Here is an 18,065-nt window from a genome sequence, read left to right on the forward strand (position 1 = left end):
CACAGTTTTTTCAGGAAAAATGGAGAGGTTTGAGACAGAAGTCCTGACCTCGTTTGTTTTTAGAAAGGATAGAGATGGCAGTAGAAAAGTTATCGCCAGGCATGCAGCAGTATTTGGATATCAAAAAGGACTATCCAGATGCTTTCTTGCTCTTTCGGATGGGGGATTTCTATGAGTTGTTTTATGATGATGCGGTCAATGCCGCCCAGATTTTAGAGATTTCTCTCACTAGTCGAAATAAAAATGCAGAAAATCCGATTCCCATGGCTGGAGTTCCCTATCATTCGGCTCAGCAGTATATTGATGTTTTGGTCGAATCAGGCTATAAGGTAGCGATTGCGGAGCAGATGGAAGATCCAAAGGAAGCCAAGGGCGTTGTTAAGCGGGAGGTCGTTCAGGTTATCACGCCGGGGACGGTGGTGGACTCCAGTAAGCCGGACTCTGCTAATAATTTTCTGGTGGCTCTGGATTACTCGGATAGTCTCTATGGTCTGGCTTATATGGACTTGGTGACCGGTGAATTTCAGGTGACTAGTTTAGAGGACTTTGTCTTGGTCTGTGGGGAAATCCGCAATTTGAAAGCTAGGGAAGTGGTGCTGGGCTATACCTTGCCAGAAGCTGAGGAGCAGGTCTTGGCTGGGCAGATGAACCTCTTATTGTCCTATGTACAGACAGCTTTGGACGATGTCCAGCTGCTAGGCGAGGAGTTGTCTCCGATGGAACGTCAGGCAGCGGGGAAATTGCTTGAGTATGTGCACCGGACTCAGATGAGGGAGCTCAGCCATTTGAAGAAGGCTCAGCATTATGAAATCAAGGACTTTCTGCAAATGGACTATGCTACCAAGGCGAGTCTGGATTTGACAGAAAATGCTCGCTCAGGCAAGAAGCACGGCAGTCTTTATTGGCTGATGGATGAGACCAAGACGGCCATGGGCGGCCGTATGCTGCGCTCTTGGATTCAGCGTCCGCTGATTGATGAAGCGCGAATCATCCAGCGGCAGAATGTCGTTGAGGTTTTTCTGGATCATTTCTTTGAGCGGAGTGATTTGACGGAGAGCCTCAAGGGAGTCTATGATATCGAGCGGCTGGCTAGTCGGGTATCTTTTGGCAAGACCAATCCCAAGGATCTGCTGCAGTTGGCAGCTACATTGGGCAATGTGCCTCAGATTAAGGCTATCTTGCAAGGAATCGGCAGCCCGCATCTAGCTCGTTTGATTGAGGGCTTGGATCCTATTCCAGAGTTGGCGGGCTTGATTAGCTCAGCTATTTCGCCGGATGCACCCCATATCATCACCGAGGGCAATATTATTCGGACTGGTTTTGATGAGACCTTGGATCAGTATCGGCTTGTGCTGAGGGAGGGAACCGGATGGATTGCGGAGCTGGAAGTCAAAGAACGTGCTAATAGCGGCATCAGCAATCTGAAGATTGATTACAATAAAAAAGATGGTTACTATTTCCACGTGACCAATTCTCAGCTGGCTCATGTGCCTAGTCATTTCTTCCGCAAGGCGACCCTGAAAAATTCGGAGCGTTTCGGAACGGAGGAGCTGGCCCGGATTGAGGGAGAGATGTTGGAGGCGCGTGAAAAATCTGCTAATTTGGAATACGAGATTTTCATGCGGATTCGCGAGGAAGCTGGCAAATACATCCAGCGCTTGCAGGCTTTGGCACAAACGCTGGCAACTGTAGATGTCCTGCAGAGCTTTGCTGCGGTAGCAGAGCAACTACATTTGGTGCGCCCCGTCTTTACTGCAGAGCGCTGTCTGCAGATTGAAAAAGGTCGGCATGCTGTTGTGGAAAAGGTCATGGGTGCCCAAAGCTACATTCCAAATAGTATTCTGCTAGACCAGGAAACGGACATCCAGCTGATTACCGGGCCTAATATGAGCGGGAAATCAACTTATATGCGCCAGCTGGCTATCATCGTTATTATGGCACAGATGGGCTCTTATGTGCCCGCTCAGTCTGCCAGTCTGCCAATATTTGATGCGATTTTCACTCGCATCGGTGCGGCGGATGATCTGGTGTCCGGCCAGTCCACCTTTATGGTGGAGATGATGGAGGCCAATCGGGCCATTCGGCAGGCCAGCGAGCGTTCGCTCATCCTCTTTGATGAGTTGGGCCGTGGGACGGCTACTTACGATGGGATGGCGCTGGCTCAGGCTATTATTGAGCATATTCATCATTATACTGGAGCCAAGACCCTCTTTGCCACCCACTATCATGAGCTGACAGCTTTAGAGAATAGCTTGGAGCATTTGGAAAATGTCCATGTGGCAACCTTGGAAAAGGATGGACAGGTGACTTTCCTGCATAAGATTGAGCCAGGTCCGGCTGACAAGTCCTACGGAATCCATGTGGCGAAAATTGCCGGACTTCCTGAGAAATTACTGGAGCGGGCGGATAGCATTTTGAGTCATTTGGAGAGTCAGGATACAGGACTAGGCTCAGAGCTTCCTACTGCATCCAGACCGAAGCAGTCGCAAGTGGCGGAGCAGATATCTCTTTTTGCAGAAGGGCCGGAAAATCCGGTCCTGACTGAACTACGAGACCTGGACATCTACAATATGACTCCCCTGGAAGTCATGGCGGTGGTAGCCGAGCTCAAGAAGAAGTTGTAAAAACCAAGAACAGACTTGTGAAATTAACAAGTCTGCTCTTTTTATTTCTCACGATTTTCTAGACAAACCGCTATTGATTTTTTGAATGTTGCGGTAAGTGCGGTAGTAGATGGCACCTGAAATGATTAGATAGATGAGGGTGAATTCCCCGACGGCAGTTAGTGTCAGGCTAAGTATTTTTTCTCTTGGGAAAAATCCAGCTAGATTAGCCAAAAGTGCAAAGGTTAGAATCATCACGCCAAAGTGGCTGACGACGGAGCGCAGGATGCTCCAGTCTCTTTGGAAGAAGCTTCCGCTCCATCTGAAAATAGCTCCCATGATAAACCAGATAAGCATGCAGTAGAGCATGATGAGGGAAACATGGACATGCTGGCTCAAAAAGAAGTGGCCAATAGGCGAGCGAGGATGAAGCGGTAGATAAGCTGGATTGTAAAAATAAGAAACAATCATGGAGAAGAAGAGACCGATGAAAATCCCTCCAATTCCTCCGAAAAAGAGTTCTTTAAGACGAGTTTTCATAATTGCAACCTTTCTTTAATGGATTTTAGATAACGGCGGGACGAGTATGTCTGATCGCCGTTTTTCAGAAATATCTGAATCAGACCATTTGGAGTCAGCTTGAGGTGGCTGATTTGTCGGCTGTTGATAATCTCCGACTGAGAAATCTGCAGGAAATATTCCGGTAGGACCTGCAGCAATTGATAAAGAGCTTGTTGAGCTCGATAGCTGTCTTTTGCTGTTCGAACCTGAATCTGGCGGTTTTCTGTATAGATTCGGTGGATTTCCTTAGCATCCAGCAGATAGATTTCGTCCTCTTTCTTGACATGAATCTTGTCTTTTTTGCCTAGATGTTGAGCAAAGTGGACCAATTCCTGAATACTTTCTGTCATGAGGCGAGCCTCAATGCTGACGGAGTCTTCGGTAACTTGAGAATCAATTCTTAGCTTAACTTTCATAACTTCCTCCTTTCACCTTTATTAAACCGCAACATGGCAGAGAAAACAAGCCCTTTTGCCTATGTGGCAGCTATTTGTGTCTATCTGGTTTGGCTTGTGAGCAGAATGGTCGAGAAAGGCTGCCTTCTGATAGAAAGAGCCCAATGTGTTATAATAGATAGCAGAACAAATACGGAGAAAAAGATGTCAAAAATTATCGAACTTCCAGAAATTCTAGCCAATCAGATTGCGGCCGGTGAAGTCATTGAGCGGCCTAGCAGCGTGGTCAAGGAGCTAGTGGAAAATTCAATTGATGCGGGTGCAAGCCAGATTACCATCGAAATCGAGGAGGCCGGACTCAAGAGCATTCAGGTAACGGATAATGGCGAAGGCATAGACCACGAAGATGTTCCTCTGGCCCTTCGACGCCATGCTACCAGTAAAATCAAGAAGCAGGCGGATCTCTTTCGGATTCGGACATTGGGTTTCCGTGGTGAGGCCATTCCTTCCATTGCTTCTGTCTCGCGTTTTACTATTGAGACAGCGACGGAAGCCGGCCAGCACGGGACTCTGCTGGTTGCCCAGGGTGGCGAGATTGAAGAGCATGAGCCTACCAGCAGTCCGGTGGGAACGAAAATCAAGATAGAAGATCTCTTCTTTAATACTCCAGCCCGGCTCAAGTATATGAAGAGCCAGCAGGCTGAGCTGTCCCATATCGTTGATGTGATTAATCGGCTCAGTCTGGCCCATCCGGAAGTGGCTTTCACCCTTATCAGCGACGGCCGAGAAATGACACGGACTGCCGGCAGCGGCAATCTGCGTCAGGCTATTGCAGGAATCTATGGCCTGGCAACAGCCAAGAAAATGGTGGAAATCTCTGCTTCAGATCTGGACTTTGAAGTGAGTGGTTATGTCAGTCTGCCTGAGTTGACTCGTGCGAATCGGAATTATATTACGATTCTCATCAATGGCCGCTATATCAAGAATTTCCTGCTCAATCGTGCTATTTTGGATGGCTACGGCAGCAAGCTGATGGTAGGTCGCTTTCCACTCGCGGTCATCAATATTCAGATTGACCCCTATCTGGCCGATGTCAATGTCCATCCGACCAAGCAAGAGGTGCGAATTTCTAAAGAGCGGGAACTCATGGCCTTGATTTCGCAAGCAATTTCGACCAGTCTCAAGGAGCAAGACCTTATCCCGGATGCTTTGGAAAATCTAGCCAAATCAACTGTTAAGCGTGCGACTAAGCCTGAACAGACCAGTCTCCCGCTGAAAGAAAATCGCCTCTACTACGATAAGGAGCAGAATGACTTTTTCCTCAAGCCGCAGGTGGCCGAGCAGCAGTTATCCTTTGAAGAAACAGCAGATCCTGTTCAGGCAAATACTGACGAAAAAGCAGAACCGCCACAATCAACTTCGGTCAAATTTGCAGAGAGAAGGCCAGTTAGTTATGACCAGCTAGACCATCCAGAGCTAGACCAGGCCAGTCTGGAGCGAGCTGTGGATAAGTTGGAGCAGGAAGAGAAATCAAGCTTCCCAGAGTTAGAATATTTCGGCCAGATGCATGGTACCTATCTCTTTGCTCAGGGCAAGGGCGGTCTTTACATTATTGACCAGCATGCTGCCCAAGAGCGGGTCAAGTATGAGTATTATCGAGAGAAGATAGGGGATGTGGACAATAGCCAGCAACAGCTCTTGGTGCCCTATATCTTTGAATTTCCAGCAGACGATATGCTGCGAATCAAGCAGCGGATGGAGCTGTTAGAAGATGCTGGCATCTTTTTAGAGGAGTACGGAGCCAATCAGTTTATCCTCCGTGAGCATCCCATTTGGTTCAAGGAAGAGGAGATTGAAGCAGGTATCTATGAGATGTGTGATATGCTTCTCCTGACCAAGGAAGTTTCTATCAAGAAATATCGAGCAGAGCTGGCCATTATGATGAGCTGCAAACGCTCCATCAAGGCCAATCACAGTCTGGATGACTACTCTGCGCGTGACTTGCTCTTTCAGCTGTCCCAGTGTGACAATCCTTACAACTGCCCACACGGCCGACCGGTCTTAGTCAATTTTACCAAGTCGGATATGGAAAAAATGTTTCGCCGCATTCAGGAAAATCATACTAGCCTGCGGGAGTTGGGGAAATACTAAACTCTATAGAAGATCAAACAGCCCTAGTCATAGAACTAGAGCTGTTTTGAATTTTTGAGCTGAACTTGCGTTCCAGCAAGCAAATCAGCTGGATGGCGTTTGTCCTTGCGAAGTAGTCCCATCAGCAGAAAGATCAAGAAGAGAATACCTGCTGAAGTTGACAAGATAATTGACAGGGTATCTGCTTGATAAGCATTACGGATAGCTCCCATATGTCCCAGTTGCCAAGGGAAAAACTTGATAGCAGAGCGCAAAAGGCTGTGGGAAAGTCTCCTATGTTTGTAAACCAACTGTAAACCTGCCCAACGCTTGCCAAAACTTCCTTTTCTATAGTCTAGCCAAGCAAAGATGATAGTTAGAGGCAGGACGGAGCTAGAAAAAGCCAGAAGTTGGCTCTGAGCTTCAGTGAATGCAGGAATGCCCCCTAGAACCAGATTGTAAAAGCCCATAGCCAGTAAAAAAAGAGCAATGAGATAGCCCAAGATGAAGAGCCAGTCTCCAAGCAGCTCTTTCAGACGCGTTTTGACAGGTATGGGATTGTCAGTTTTTAGTTTCATCTTGAGCACCTTCTTTCTTAGAATCCTCATCAAGGCCTATAACCTTGTCCAGATACTTTTTCTTAATCTTTAGTGCCTTGTTAATAGCCATTGCTGATGCGATTAAGAGGAAGAAAGTCAACCAGACCAGGGCAGTGAATGTTGCTGGAAAGCTGGAACCTGCGAAGAAGAGAAAAATAGCCAGAGCTGATATAAAAATATACAGAACCTGCCAGAAACCATAAGATTTCACTTCCTTATAGTAGCGATCTTTTTCGTCTTCTGAGAGGACAGGTTTTATTTCTGGTTTGTCACTTTCTTCTAAAAGCAGATAATCTGTCGTCACCTGGAAAATCTTGCTCAGCTCTACAATTTTTTCCAGCTCTGGCAGTGCTTGGCCAGATTCCCACTTGGAAATGCTTTGGCGAGAGACATTGATTTGTTCTGCCAGCTTTTCTTGTGACCAGCCTTTTTCTTTTCTTAGTTCAAATAATTTATCAGCGAGTTTCATCATCACAGCCTCCTTTTTTTCTATCTCTATCCTAACAGCTTTTATTTATCTTGAGAATACAGCTTCCTGTACATTTTGTCAACCGCTGGTTGCACTTCTATTTGCAGTTTCCAGACAGAAAATATGATATACTAGATAGGCAAAATGATACAAAAAGAAGGAAGATTATGTACGAATATTTTAAAGGAATCATCAGTAAAATTACAGCCAAGTACATCGTATTGGAAGTCAACTCTATCGGCTATATTCTTCATGTGGCCAACCCCTATGCATACTCAGGGCGTCTTCATCAGGAAGCTAAGGTCTATGTGCACCAGGTGGTGAGGGAAGACGCGGAGCTCCTGTACGGTTTTGCGACTGAGGAGGAGAAGCAACTCTTTCTCAGCTTGATTTCAGTCTCAGGTATCGGCCCAGTGTCTGCCCTGGCAATTATTGCGGCGGATGATAATGCTGGCTTAGTGCAAGCCATTGAGCAGAAAAATATCACCTACCTGACCAAGTTTCCTAAAATTGGCAAGAAAACAGCCCAGCAGATGGTGCTGGACTTGGAAGGCAAGGTAGTGGCGGCGGATGGTCTGGCAGAAAGCAAGGCACCTGTCCAGACTGTGGATAATCAGGAGCTGGAAGAAGCCATGGAAGCCATGCTGGCTCTGGGCTACAAAGCTGCTGAGCTCAAGAAAATCAAGAAATTCTTTGAAGGAACGACGGATACAGCAGAAAACTATATCAAGTCAGCCCTTAAGATGTTGGTGAAATAGGAGAAAGTTATGACCAAACGATGCGGCTGGGTAAAAATGAACAACTCCTTGTATGTAGCCTATCATGATGAGGAGTGGGGCAAACCCCTCCATGATAATCAGAAATTATTTGAATTGCTCTGCATGGAGACCTATCAGGCTGGACTTTCTTGGGAGACCATTCTGAATAAACGTCAGGCTTTTCGGGAAGCTTTTCATTTCTATGATGCCCAGAAAATTGCTCAGATGACAGATGCTGACTTGGATAGTCTTTTAAATAATCCTAATATCATCCGTAATAAGATGAAAATCTATGCGACCAGGGCTAATGCTCAAGCTTTTTTGACTGTTCAAAAGCAGTTTGGCTCTTTTAACGACTATATCTGGTCCTTTGTAGATTTCAAAACGATTAACAATCAGATTGTCCATTACAAGGAAGCACCTACTAAGACAGAGCTGTCAGAAACTATGTCCAAGGCGCTGAAAAAGCAAGGCTTCAAATTTGTCGGTCCCGTTTGTGTCTATTCATTCCTAGAAGCAGCTGGCCTTATCAACGATCATGAAAATGATTGTGATTTTAATCCACGTAAAAATACCGTTTGAGAAAGATTCTCAACGGTATTTTTCAATTTCTTCTTTTAGAGATTTTACTAGCTCTTTTTCATCGGCAAGTTGTAGTAGAGCAATCCCTTTTTTTATTAATTCGTTATCATTTTTGCAAATTCCAAGTCGAATCTGTGAAAGCCCGAGGGAATCATAACGTTTTTCTTTTTTTGACAAATCGTAAATGTACGTAGTAATTTCAGCGCATTCTCTCTTTAATCCATTATAAAGATAGATGGTAGAAAGGTTGACTAAGAGTCCGATTTGTAGATTATTCCCATAGCGAAATGATTGGTATTTTTTTATGCTATTTAAAATCTTTTGGGTAAATTGTTTGATATTTTCTAAAGGGAAGAAATAAAGGATGGTAGAAAGCAGTCGAAAGTCACTTTCATACCAAGTGTCCTGTTTCTCTAAATACGCCCAAATTTTATTGGTAGTAGCATTAATTTCTTTTGTCTCAGAAATTCCATTTTGTCTTAAATGAATAGTAATATTGATGATATCTAAAGCATGTTTAATCGGAATATCGGAATGTTTATATAGATATGCCTCGCATTCTCTCTTTAGTTGTAACAAACCTTTTGTCCCTACAATAGACTCAACTTGGTTATACAGAGAATTTAAAATTTTCTGCCGTTGACTAGGTTGATAATAATCACAAATGTATTTAAATTCTTCTAGTGTCATATCTATCTGGCGAAGTAAAAAAATCATGGTATCGAACTTTGGCACGACTTGCCCGCTTTCAATTCGTGCCAAAGTTGAGCGAGCTAAAAAATCTCCACAAATTTCTTCTTGAGTCAACCCTTTTGATTTTCTAATTTCTTTATAGATTTTTCCATAATCCCAGCGCATAAGAACTCCTTTTTAAAATGTTACTAAAAGCTACATTTTGAAAAAATATTTTAAAATAGTATATCATGAAATAAAAGGGAGGGCAATGTGAAAAAAATTGTGTACAATTTAATTTTACTGGCGGTAACGTCAATAGTTACTACAGGTGTATCTCCATGGTGGTGGCCATGGGGGTAAAGTGAATAGAATAGGAAAGGGGCGAGTCCAATGGACTAAATAATTCAAAAAAGTAGGCAAAGATTAAATATATATATATTTAAAAATTAGAATCTATAAAATTAAAGGAGGTGAGACCAAGGGGTCGTTGATTGTGACTAGCTAAGCTATAAATTGGAAAGGTAAAATATTCTCTAAAAACTATAAAATATTCAATATAGGAGTGTAGTTATGAAAATAAGAATTAAAAATAAAACATTAGCTTTATTAGCTACAGTTTCTTTAGGTTTTGGGCTAACTACTATGACTAGTATCGTTAGTGCAGAAGTAGCATATCCAGCCCCATATCCGATTATTGATGAATGGAATTATGGTGTGAATGATAACTATGGTTATTCTAATTACTATGTTAAATCTCCGAATAATATTGGTTCAAAATCTTCGATAACTAATCTTTGGGGAACTGTTAAGTCATCTGATTCTCAAAAATATGGATGGGCAATGTCAAGTTCAACAAAAAGTTGGAATGATGTTCGATTAAATGCACATTGGAACTACTTTAAATTTTAACAATAGTTTATGAAAGTTGGAAGACCCAATAATATTATAGGGTCTTTTATAATATAGGTAGGAGCTTATGAAATTAAAATTAGGTGTTATAGGACTCTTTTTTTGCTTAATTGCTGCCATTGGTCTGGTTAGTATTAGTGATACTCAAAAACCAATACCTTTACCAATTGATGGTGCCTTCTCCATTCAAGGGAAAAGCAATCTTTCTAATGAAGAAATATATCAAATGATTAGTGGCCTATCAGAAGAGAAAAAAGTTAAAATATACAAGCCGGTGGTTCAGAATTCAGGACAGTTGACTTATATAAATCTTGATGATGCCAGCCATGAACAATTAAAGTCTATACCGATAACAGGGATGTACTATACTCTAGGGGAAATAGATTCAAATGGTTTAAAAAAACTTACGTCTACAGGTCTGCAAGTAGTATATATGGCTTACCCTTGGTATATGGGAGGAATGATACAATTTACTGGCTCTTTAAGATTTTTGTTAATGATTTCAATTTACTTAACCTTATTAGTTGTTTTATTTGTTGTTAGAGCGAGAAAGATTAAAGAAGGGATGATAAGACGTTCTTTAGGATTGCCTGTGTATAACCTAAAAAAGGATTATTTAATTTCTGTTACTTTTGAGCTGATTTTAGTTGCTTTATTGATGGTTTTCTATGGCTCTTTTCTGGGGAGTGGTCTCTTCACCTATAGTTCCAAGTTATTCTTCTCTTTACTTCTAACCAATTTTATAATTTTTCAAATCATTGATCTCATCACCTTTGTTTTATTTTGGCTGACGATTCAGGTTGAAAAGCCTATTGAAATTATAAAAAATAAGGCCAAAAACAGCCTCATTTTTATCGTATGGCTTGCGGTTATTTCTAGCATAATAGTTGTTTCAGGAGTCTTTTTACGGGAAACAAAGGCTAGTCAATCAAAGATAAATATACAGATAAAGCATTTAGAACCATGGAGTGCAGTAAAAGATTGGAAAAGACTAGAGTTTTTGGGTATTGAAAATGAATCTGTTACTAATGGAGAAGAAGCAAATGACTCAGGAGCTAAGTATATAGAGATTGCTAAAGCCTTAAAAAAACTGGATTTTATATATATCAAATCATCTTCAGCCTATGTTCCAGATTTTATGAAAACTTCTCATGTTACAGAAGATTTTTCTAAGCAATTAAAAAGTGATGGGATAACGAATCCAGAGGTTAATAAAGAGCTGGTTTATATCAATCAAACAGGTGCTAAGGTACAAAATAAAGTTAATGGAACAAACTATCGTATTTTAGATAATAAAATAGCAACCATCTATATTCCTAATAAATTTAAAGAGAATAAGGCATCAATCGAGAATACGGTTGTAGCAGAACAATTTACTGGTACAAACTATACAAAAGATGATCTTACGGTGCAAGTCATTCCTGATGGGCAAGAATTTTTCTATTTCAATGAAAATGGCAGTAGTGTCCCTGAAAATAAAGATAATCTACCTTTGGAAAGTGTGACAAATAGTAAGAGTAATATAGTGGTTGTATTAGATACTGATAAAATGGTAGAAACTAACGATTTTATTTTGGCAAGCAATATCATATATAACTCACTTTTTAGTCCAGAAGCAATTAAGGACATCAACGATTTGAGTGCTAGTTTGAATTTTTCAATCAATCCAGTCGAGGTTTACCAAACTGTGAAACTTAATATTCAATCTTTAGAGCACCAAATTCTCCTTTCAAAAATACTGCAAATAATTATTTGTGGAATTGTATTTCTACTCATTTATCAATATGCTCAAATGTTTGTTGCCTTAAAACAGAATGACTATGTCAAAAAAATCATTTTAGGCCTATCGAAAACAGGTATAGCCATTTCAAGTCTAAAATATTTTATGATAACGATTATAATGGTTATCTTATTGACATTTATCATGACAGGACAAATAGAGTTATTGTATATTGGTCTTGCTTCTTTAACGGTTTTAATGATGTCAATGATAATAAGTTTCAGAAAATTATCTGATAGATACACTCAAATTCTAAAAGGGGATGACTAATGACAATTGAAATTGTGAATGTTACAAAAAAATATGGCTCAAAAGAAATATTTACAGATTTAAATTTAACCTTTGAAGCTGGGAAAAGCTACGCCTTGATTGGCGGTTCGGGTTCAGGTAAAAGTACCTTGCTAAACATTATAGGAAGGCTAGAAAAAATTGACAGTGGAAAAGTGTTAGTTGATAAACAGGATATTTGGAAAACCAAAGAAAGAACCTATTTTAAAAATACTATTGGGTATGTATTCCAAAATTATTCTTTGATAGAAAACAAAACAGTATATGATAATTTAAAACTCCTCAATAAAGACAAAAAGATTATATCTGAGATACTTGAAAAAGTAGGCCTTTCTAGGGACTATTTAAAACATAAAATATATGAATTGTCTGGGGGACAGGCTCAGCGTGTAGCTATTGCAAGAATGTTAATGAAACCGCGTAAAATTATTTTAGCGGATGAACCTACAGGAGCCTTGGATAGTGAGATTGGGAATGAAATCATCAACTTATTATTGAGTGAAGCAGCCAAGAACAATTATGTTATTATAGCAACACATGATCCAGCTGTATATAGTAAAGTTGATGTTATCGTTGACATAAAAGATATAGGAAGTCAGGCATGAAAAAGAAAATTTATATTAGTTTGCTACTAGTCATTGGAATACTCGCAATCGTCTTAATTGGCAAACAAGTGATTAAAAAAGAAAATTCCAATAAACCTTCGGTGGATTTAACAGTCTATACAATCTCTTCGAATGATACCGAAAGATGGGATAAGGTAAGGCAAGTAGAAACAGAAGATGCTGTCTATCTAATATCTGTCAAAGAAGTAGCATCTTCAGAAGAAGTGTTTTCAAATATTATTGCAGATGGCACTGCTATGGGGTTTGGAGTTAGTGAAGAAGAAGTTAAACAATTTAACAATAATTTAGGAACTACTGTAGTAGATGCTAAAAATAATAAATTGATTGGGATAGAATTCTTCACTTTTTCTGATGATGGCAAGGGATTTTCAGTAGCGAATTTTGATTACGGCAAAAAAGAGTTTAATAATCAAAAAAAAGAAAAGAAAGAGTTCTATAAAAAACTATACGAAGCGTTTAAAAAATAATTTATGATTACACGACAAACGCATAAAGACAAAAGTTCCAATAAATTTTTGAAATACAAATCTTGATTCAGCTCATTTGTCAAAGGTAGCTGCAGTTTTACTTTCCTCTTTTTTCTTTGCTTGTCTGTTCTCTTTCATAATAGTGCGACTATATTCCTTGTTTCATAGAAAAAATTCCTTGGTTTTCTAACATCCAAGGAATTTCGTTTAGTTATCCTTCTGCCTCCAAATCTTTTCCTTGATAAAGATGCGCAGTTCATAGAAGAGCATAAAGAGGGTGGAGATGAGGAAGCCAGCCATAAAGATATGGTGCAAGTAAGCGAAGGCACCAATATAAACCAAGATGGAAAAAAGGTAGAGGATGACTAAATAATGCCATTTCTTGGCCTTGCTATCTTCGATAACCTTTTTCTCCAAGCGCTCATCCTTCTTGATGAGTGTGTCCAGACTGATATCAAACTCCCGACTGATAGCGATGAGATTTCCAATATCAGGGATACCTTTTTCGCTTTCCCAGCGGGCAATGGCAGAGCGGGAAACCTTGAGCCTTTCTGCCAAGGCCTCCTGAGTGAGTTGATTTTGTTGACGAATGTCTTTGAGAACTTGTGAAATTTTCATGGTGATCTCCTTTCTTTAAATAAAAATATTTAGAGGATTTCCTTTTTTCATCTTTATTATAAAAATAATGAAACCATTTGCCAATAGCATTTTCCTAACAATCCAGTTATTCTGCATAACATCAGTCATTCTTAAAAGTTTTCCACAGCATGTTGACAAGTTTGTCAAGGAGCTTGACAGTTCTTTTTATTTCCTGAAATGAAAATCAACTTTTTTAAGATTTTTTGTGATAAAATAAAGCCAATTCCGAATAGTAAGGTAGGAGGTTCTATGAAAGCAGAAATTATTGCTGTGGGCACTGAGATTCTGACGGGTCAGATTGTCAATACCAATGCCCAATTTTTATCTGAAAAACTGGCGAGTCTGGGGATTGATGTCTATTTTCAGACAGCAGTGGGGGACAATGAAAATCGTCTCCTCTCTGTTTTGGAAATTGCTCAAGGACGTAGTAATCTGATTATCCTGACAGGTGGCTTGGGGCCAACAGAGGATGATTTGACCAAGCAGACCTTGGCTAAGTTCTTAGGACGTGAGCTCAATTTTGACTCACAGGCTGTGGAAAAGTTAGATCGCTTTTTTGCTAGCCGGCCAGATTACGCTCGAACACCCAATAATGAGCGTCAGGCTCAGCTGGTCGAAGGCTCAACTCCGTTACCAAATGCTACCGGCTTAGCTGTCGGAGGCTTGTTAGAAGCAGACGGAGTGACCTATGTAGTCTTGCCTGGCCCGCCTAGCGAGCTTAAACCTATGGTCAATAATGAGCTGGTTCCCCTCTTATCCACAGGTCAGAAATTATACTCACGGGTGTTGCGTTTCTTTGGTATCGGCGAGAGTCAGCTAGTGACTATTTTGTCAGAGATGATTGAGCAGCAGAGTGACCCCACCATTGCTCCTTATGCAAAGACAGGGGAAGTTACCCTACGACTGTCTACCAAGGCTCTGAGTCAGGCAGAAGCCGACACTGAGTTTGAGGCTGTGGAAAAGGAAATTTTGTCCCATAAGACTTTTGAGGGGCAATCACTGTCAGAGATTTTCTATGGTTATGGGGATGACAATTCCTTGGCACAGGTGGCTTTTGATTTGCTCAAGAGTCAAGGAAAGACGATTTCGGCAGCAGAGAGTCTGACAGCTGGCCTCTTTCAAGCGACTTTGGCAGATTTTGCTGGAGCTTCAGCTATTTTTTCAGGTGGCTTTGTCACCTACAGCATGGAGGAAAAGAGCCGAATGCTGGATATTCCGTTTGGAGACCTGGAGAAGCACGGTGTCGTTTCCGCTTTTACAGCTGGGAAAATGGCAGAGCAGGCTAGAAAGCTGACTCAGAGTGACTTGGCTGTAAGTCTGACAGGTGTGGCAGGCCCAGAGTCACTGGAAGGCCATCCAGCAGGGACCGTTTTTATCGGCTTAGCAAGTGCTGCTGGAACAGAAACTATTAAGGTCAATATTGCTGGACGAAGTCGGCGTGATGTGCGGGAAATTGCTGTTCTGCACGCCTTCAACCTAGTACGAAAAACTTTATTAAATAGCTGAATTTTGGTATAATTAGCAGATGGCCAAAAGATATTTTAGAAAAACAGGAGAAATAAATGGCAAAGAAACAAAAAAAATTAGACGAAATCTCAAAGAAATTCGGTGATGAGCGCCAAAAAGCCTTGGACAATGCCCTGAAAAACATTGAAAAGGACTTTGGTAAGGGAGCCATTATGCGCCTGGGCGAGCGGGCAGAGCAAAAGGTTCAAGTCATGAGTTCAGGCTCTTTAGCCTTGGATATTGCTCTTGGTGCTGGTGGTTATCCTAAGGGACGGATTATTGAAATCTATGGTCCGGAGTCTTCTGGTAAGACAACCGTTGCTCTTCACGCAGTTGCTCAAGCACAAAAAGAAGGTGGTATCGCAGCCTTTATCGATGCTGAGCATGCTTTGGATCCGTCATACGCGGCTGCTCTTGGTGTTAATATTGATGAGTTGCTGCTGTCTCAACCAGACTCTGGTGAACAGGGACTGGAAATTGCTGGTAAGCTGATTGACTCAGGTGCGGTGGACTTGGTGGTTGTGGACTCCGTTGCAGCCCTAGTACCACGTGCGGAAATCGATGGCGATATTGGTGACAGCCATGTCGGCTTGCAGGCTCGGATGATGAGCCAGGCTATGCGCAAGCTGTCTGCTTCTATCAACAAAACGAAGACGATTGCGATTTTCATTAACCAGCTGCGTGAAAAAGTTGGCGTTATGTTTGGTAATCCTGAAACAACACCAGGTGGCCGTGCATTGAAGTTCTATGCTTCTGTCCGTTTGGATGTCCGTGGCAATACTCAAATCAAGGGAACTGGTGATGAGAAGGATACCAATGTTGGTAAAGAAACCAAGATCAAGGTTGTTAAAAATAAGGTTGCTCCGCCATTCAAGGAAGCCTTTGTAGAAATCATGTACGGAGAAGGCATTTCTAAGACAGGTGAGTTGATTAAGATTGCGACTGATTTAGATATCATCAAAAAAGCGGGTGCTTGGTACTCCTACAATGATGAAAAAATCGGTCAAGGATCTGAAAATGCTAAGAAGTACTTGGCTGATCATCCAGAAGTCTTTGACGAAATTGACCGCCAGGTTCGTGTACGCTATGGTTTGATTGAAGGTGATGACTTGGCAGAAGTGGTTGGCAACAAGGCTGAAAGCCCTGTGGAAACGATGGAAGAAGTGACCTTGGATTTGGACGATGCCATCGAAATTGAAGAGTAATTTTGCAAAATAGGTCGCAAGACCGATGGTTTTTGTGATATAATAGACTACGATATTAGTATCGTGTAGCGAAAGGAGTACTTACATGATCACAATCTATACTGTCTCAAGTTGTACTAGTTGTAAAAAAGCAAAAACCTGGCTAAACGCTCATCAATTAACTTATAAAGAACAAAATTTAGGCAAAGAAGGCATCACCAAAGAGGAACTTCTGGATATTTTGACTAAAACAGAAAATGGTATCGCGAGCATTGTTTCATCAAAAAACCGCTATGCTAAAGGCTTGGGTGTTGACATTGAAGAGTTGAGTGTCAACGAAGTTCTTGACATCATCATGGAGACCCCGCGTATTTTGAAAAGCCCTATCTTAGTGGATGATAAACGTCTCCAAGTTGGTTACAAAGAAGATGATATCCGTGCTTTTCTGCCACGTTCTGTTCGCAATGTTGAAAATGCAGAAGCTCGTCTACGGGCAGCTCTCTAATCTTTGAATATAACTGAAAGAGTCGGGAAGAGAATCTCGGCTCTTCTTTTTGTTTAGGTTGACAGAGGGCTTTGGCGACTGGATGGATTGACAAGGAGCAGAACTGTGATACAATATCTCTGAGGAGGATGGAAGATGAAGAAAATTTTATTAGGACTGGGATTGAGTGTGGCACTGTTAGCAGGCTGTGGACATAAAAAAACAGAGACGAATTCGAATGCGGCTGACAAGAAAGAAATCAGCAATAATCTGCCTATCATTGATAATGCCAAGCAGCAGGAAGTGATTACTCGGACACTTGTTTTTCCAAAGGATGAACGAGGAAACCAGCAGAGCCAGACAGTGACTTATCAGGGAGAGCATTTTAAACGCTTGGTTATTGAAAGGCTGACCGCGACTGATAATGAGATGAAAGAAGCTATCAAGCAGATGGGACTGGAGGAAGCGCAGAAGTCGCTCAATGAGTCACTGGAGCAGGATGCAGACTATGTGCAAGCTCGTGGACTTCAAGGCTTCAGCGGTTCAGTGACAATTTTGAATGAGAACGAGCTGAAAATGACTTCTACCTATGATTTTGAGAGCCTAGATATCGAAAAAGCAGCGGCTATGCCTTATTTTCAAAATCTCAAGCTCACAGAAATGATTAAGCTGACGCCAGAAGAATATATCAACAATCTCCTGATGAATGGAGCAGAAGAGCAGAAATAAGCTGCTCTTTTTTATTACATTTTAATGACAGAGTGACAATCAGTTTGACAGCGCTGATTTTATAATGATATGATAAAATCAGCTCAATATTGAAGGAGATAAGACATGAGAAAATTAATTGTCTTTTTGCTGGCAGCTTTGGCAATTTTAACAGCTTGCAGTCAGCAGTCAAATAACAGTTCATCCTCACAGGGAGGGGCTGGAAAAGGAGATATTGTCACTAAGTCCTATAAAACTGAGAAGCAATTAGAACATGGAAAAGAAACCAGAATCTTAACCGTCAGCTACAGCGGACAGAAGTATGAGAAGGTTATCCTGCATGTCAGCAAGGCTATTCCTGACAACATCAAGGAAGCTCTGTCAAAACAGGATGTTTCCACTGTAAAGAAAGAAATGCTGTCTTTGATCGAGGAAGCACTGGGGCTGAAAGAGGCGGTGAATATCACCGGTCTTGACTTGAAAACAGATATGACAGCGGAAGAGATTTCTCTAGAGATGACTATCGATCCGGAGAATCTAGACTACGAAGCAGCCAAAAAGCTTCCAAACTACGCGCAGCTGTTTGAGCAAATCGAGACCCTGACTCCAGAAGAATTGCTCAACAAGTTTAAGGGAAGCGACGGCGTGGAAGTGCCCGCTTCAAATTAGGAAGTTTCCATCCAGTTCTCTGAAGAGAGCTGG

The 18,065-nt window shown here is 41.4% G+C and carries 19 protein-coding genes; 13 read left to right on the plus strand and 6 right to left on the minus strand.

The window, feature by feature from the left end; translation table 11 throughout:
- The first annotated feature begins 74 nt into the window (after positions 1–74).
- Positions 75–2,624 carry a DNA mismatch repair protein MutS gene (gene mutS / locus RP262_RS06075; protein WP_311154577.1) on the plus strand — a complete coding sequence of 850 codons (2,550 nt, stop codon included), beginning with the start codon at positions 75–77 and terminating at the stop codon, positions 2,622–2,624.
- Between the two features lie 48 nt (positions 2,625–2,672).
- On the opposite strand, the gene RP262_RS06080 is transcribed toward mutS, so the two are convergent.
- Together RP262_RS06080 and RP262_RS06085 are read right to left on the minus strand one after the other, a co-directional pair.
- A complete protein-coding gene (locus RP262_RS06080; RefSeq protein ID WP_002908482.1) occupies positions 2,673–3,143 on the minus strand; it encodes a DUF3021 family protein in 471 nt (156 codons plus the stop codon).
- Positions 3,140–3,580 carry a LytTR family DNA-binding domain-containing protein gene (locus RP262_RS06085; protein ID WP_002908487.1) on the minus strand — a complete coding sequence of 147 codons (441 nt, stop codon included), beginning with the start codon at positions 3,578–3,580 and terminating at the stop codon, positions 3,140–3,142. Before RP262_RS06085 ends, RP262_RS06080 begins: the two co-directional genes overlap by 4 nt.
- 183 nt (positions 3,581–3,763) lie before the next feature.
- Between RP262_RS06085 and mutL the strand changes: the two genes are divergently transcribed.
- A complete protein-coding gene (gene mutL / locus RP262_RS06090) occupies positions 3,764–5,710 on the plus strand; it encodes a DNA mismatch repair endonuclease MutL (RefSeq protein ID WP_032912360.1) in 1,947 nt (648 codons plus the stop codon).
- Between the two features lie 35 nt (positions 5,711–5,745).
- Here mutL and RP262_RS06095 read toward each other — a convergent pair whose 3' ends face one another.
- Both RP262_RS06095 and RP262_RS06100 read right to left on the minus strand, forming a co-directional pair.
- On the minus strand, positions 5,746–6,267 hold the full coding sequence (locus tag RP262_RS06095) for an RDD family protein (RefSeq protein ID WP_002894097.1): 522 nt from the start codon (positions 6,265–6,267) through the stop codon (positions 5,746–5,748).
- Entirely contained in the window at positions 6,251–6,757 is a 507-nt protein-coding gene (locus tag RP262_RS06100; RefSeq protein WP_311154594.1) for a helix-turn-helix transcriptional regulator, read from the minus strand. The genes RP262_RS06095 and RP262_RS06100 overlap by 17 nt, the downstream gene beginning before the upstream one ends.
- 167 nt (positions 6,758–6,924) lie before the next feature.
- Here RP262_RS06100 and ruvA point away from each other — a divergent pair, with 167 nt between their 5' ends.
- Complete coding sequence (gene ruvA / locus RP262_RS06105; protein WP_009660167.1) at positions 6,925–7,515, plus strand: Holliday junction branch migration protein RuvA; 591 nt, start codon at positions 6,925–6,927, stop codon at positions 7,513–7,515.
- A 9-nt stretch (positions 7,516–7,524) separates the two neighbouring features.
- Positions 7,525–8,097, plus strand: coding sequence for a DNA-3-methyladenine glycosylase I (locus RP262_RS06110; protein ID WP_311154578.1), 573 nt, complete (start codon positions 7,525–7,527; stop codon positions 8,095–8,097).
- A 9-nt stretch (positions 8,098–8,106) separates the two neighbouring features.
- Here RP262_RS06110 and RP262_RS06115 read toward each other — a convergent pair whose 3' ends face one another.
- Complete coding sequence (locus RP262_RS06115; protein WP_311154579.1) at positions 8,107–8,955, minus strand: helix-turn-helix domain-containing protein; 849 nt, start codon at positions 8,953–8,955, stop codon at positions 8,107–8,109.
- Positions 8,956–9,342: 387 nt separating this feature from the next.
- On the opposite strand from RP262_RS06115, the gene RP262_RS06120 reads away from it, so the two are divergent.
- From RP262_RS06120 to RP262_RS06135, 4 genes are all read left to right on the plus strand, one after another.
- Positions 9,343–9,681: a hypothetical protein gene (locus RP262_RS06120; protein ID WP_002894090.1), complete on the plus strand. Its 339-nt coding sequence runs from the start codon at positions 9,343–9,345 to the stop codon at positions 9,679–9,681.
- 67 nt (positions 9,682–9,748) lie between these two features.
- The gene (locus RP262_RS06125; RefSeq protein WP_311154580.1) at positions 9,749–11,731 is read left to right on the plus strand and encodes an ABC transporter permease; all 1,983 of its coding nucleotides are present in this window, start codon (positions 9,749–9,751) and stop codon (positions 11,729–11,731) included.
- A complete protein-coding gene (locus RP262_RS06130) occupies positions 11,731–12,354 on the plus strand; it encodes an ATP-binding cassette domain-containing protein (protein ID WP_311154581.1) in 624 nt (207 codons plus the stop codon). The genes RP262_RS06125 and RP262_RS06130 overlap by 1 nt, the downstream gene beginning before the upstream one ends.
- Positions 12,351–12,842, plus strand: a complete 492-nt coding sequence (locus RP262_RS06135) for a hypothetical protein (protein WP_002894087.1) — start codon at positions 12,351–12,353, stop codon at positions 12,840–12,842. Before RP262_RS06130 ends, RP262_RS06135 begins: the two co-directional genes overlap by 4 nt.
- Positions 12,843–13,049: 207 nt before the next feature.
- On the opposite strand, the gene RP262_RS06140 is transcribed toward RP262_RS06135, so the two are convergent.
- Positions 13,050–13,460, minus strand: coding sequence for a helix-turn-helix transcriptional regulator (locus RP262_RS06140; RefSeq protein ID WP_311154582.1), 411 nt, complete (start codon positions 13,458–13,460; stop codon positions 13,050–13,052).
- A 270-nt stretch (positions 13,461–13,730) separates the two neighbouring features.
- Here RP262_RS06140 and RP262_RS06145 point away from each other — a divergent pair, with 270 nt between their 5' ends.
- The 5 genes from RP262_RS06145 to RP262_RS06165 all read left to right on the plus strand — a co-directional run bounded on the left by RP262_RS06145 (position 13,731) and on the right by RP262_RS06165 (position 18,032).
- Complete coding sequence (locus RP262_RS06145) at positions 13,731–14,987, plus strand: competence/damage-inducible protein A (protein ID WP_185755757.1); 1,257 nt, start codon at positions 13,731–13,733, stop codon at positions 14,985–14,987.
- 56 nt (positions 14,988–15,043) lie between these two features.
- A complete protein-coding gene (gene recA, locus RP262_RS06150; protein ID WP_125337582.1) occupies positions 15,044–16,192 on the plus strand; it encodes a recombinase RecA in 1,149 nt (382 codons plus the stop codon).
- A gap of 85 nt (positions 16,193–16,277) precedes the next feature.
- Positions 16,278–16,676 carry a transcriptional regulator Spx gene (gene spx, locus RP262_RS06155; RefSeq protein ID WP_002894078.1) on the plus strand — a complete coding sequence of 133 codons (399 nt, stop codon included), beginning with the start codon at positions 16,278–16,280 and terminating at the stop codon, positions 16,674–16,676.
- 135 nt (positions 16,677–16,811) lie between these two features.
- On the plus strand, positions 16,812–17,384 hold the full coding sequence (locus RP262_RS06160) for an SP0191 family lipoprotein (RefSeq protein WP_125337583.1): 573 nt from the start codon (positions 16,812–16,814) through the stop codon (positions 17,382–17,384).
- A gap of 105 nt (positions 17,385–17,489) precedes the next feature.
- Entirely contained in the window at positions 17,490–18,032 is a 543-nt protein-coding gene (locus RP262_RS06165) for a hypothetical protein (RefSeq protein ID WP_061592423.1), read from the plus strand.
- Positions 18,033–18,065 lie beyond the last annotated feature (33 nt).

This window comes from uncultured Streptococcus sp. (genome assembly GCF_963456385.1).
Classification (GTDB): domain Bacteria; phylum Bacillota; class Bacilli; order Lactobacillales; family Streptococcaceae; genus Streptococcus.

Coding starts and splice junctions, on each gene's coding strand:
- mutS (WP_311154577.1), top strand. CDS start 75: ATGGCAGTAGAAAAGTTATCGCCAGGCATGCAGCAGTATTTGGATATC.
- RP262_RS06080 (WP_002908482.1), bottom strand. CDS start 3,143: ATGAAAACTCGTCTTAAAGAACTCTTTTTCGGAGGAATTGGAGGGATT.
- RP262_RS06085 (WP_002908487.1), bottom strand. CDS start 3,580: ATGAAAGTTAAGCTAAGAATTGATTCTCAAGTTACCGAAGACTCCGTC.
- mutL (WP_032912360.1), top strand. CDS start 3,764: ATGTCAAAAATTATCGAACTTCCAGAAATTCTAGCCAATCAGATTGCG.
- RP262_RS06095 (WP_002894097.1), bottom strand. CDS start 6,267: ATGAAACTAAAAACTGACAATCCCATACCTGTCAAAACGCGTCTGAAA.
- RP262_RS06100 (WP_311154594.1), bottom strand. CDS start 6,757: ATGAAACTCGCTGATAAATTATTTGAACTAAGAAAAGAAAAAGGCTGG.
- ruvA (WP_009660167.1), top strand. CDS start 6,925: ATGTACGAATATTTTAAAGGAATCATCAGTAAAATTACAGCCAAGTAC.
- RP262_RS06110 (WP_311154578.1), top strand. CDS start 7,525: ATGACCAAACGATGCGGCTGGGTAAAAATGAACAACTCCTTGTATGTA.
- RP262_RS06115 (WP_311154579.1), bottom strand. CDS start 8,955: ATGCGCTGGGATTATGGAAAAATCTATAAAGAAATTAGAAAATCAAAA.
- RP262_RS06120 (WP_002894090.1), top strand. CDS start 9,343: ATGAAAATAAGAATTAAAAATAAAACATTAGCTTTATTAGCTACAGTT.
- RP262_RS06125 (WP_311154580.1), top strand. CDS start 9,749: ATGAAATTAAAATTAGGTGTTATAGGACTCTTTTTTTGCTTAATTGCT.
- RP262_RS06130 (WP_311154581.1), top strand. CDS start 11,731: ATGACAATTGAAATTGTGAATGTTACAAAAAAATATGGCTCAAAAGAA.
- RP262_RS06135 (WP_002894087.1), top strand. CDS start 12,351: ATGAAAAAGAAAATTTATATTAGTTTGCTACTAGTCATTGGAATACTC.
- RP262_RS06140 (WP_311154582.1), bottom strand. CDS start 13,460: ATGAAAATTTCACAAGTTCTCAAAGACATTCGTCAACAAAATCAACTC.
- RP262_RS06145 (WP_185755757.1), top strand. CDS start 13,731: ATGAAAGCAGAAATTATTGCTGTGGGCACTGAGATTCTGACGGGTCAG.
- recA (WP_125337582.1), top strand. CDS start 15,044: ATGGCAAAGAAACAAAAAAAATTAGACGAAATCTCAAAGAAATTCGGT.
- spx (WP_002894078.1), top strand. CDS start 16,278: ATGATCACAATCTATACTGTCTCAAGTTGTACTAGTTGTAAAAAAGCA.
- RP262_RS06160 (WP_125337583.1), top strand. CDS start 16,812: ATGAAGAAAATTTTATTAGGACTGGGATTGAGTGTGGCACTGTTAGCA.
- RP262_RS06165 (WP_061592423.1), top strand. CDS start 17,490: ATGAGAAAATTAATTGTCTTTTTGCTGGCAGCTTTGGCAATTTTAACA.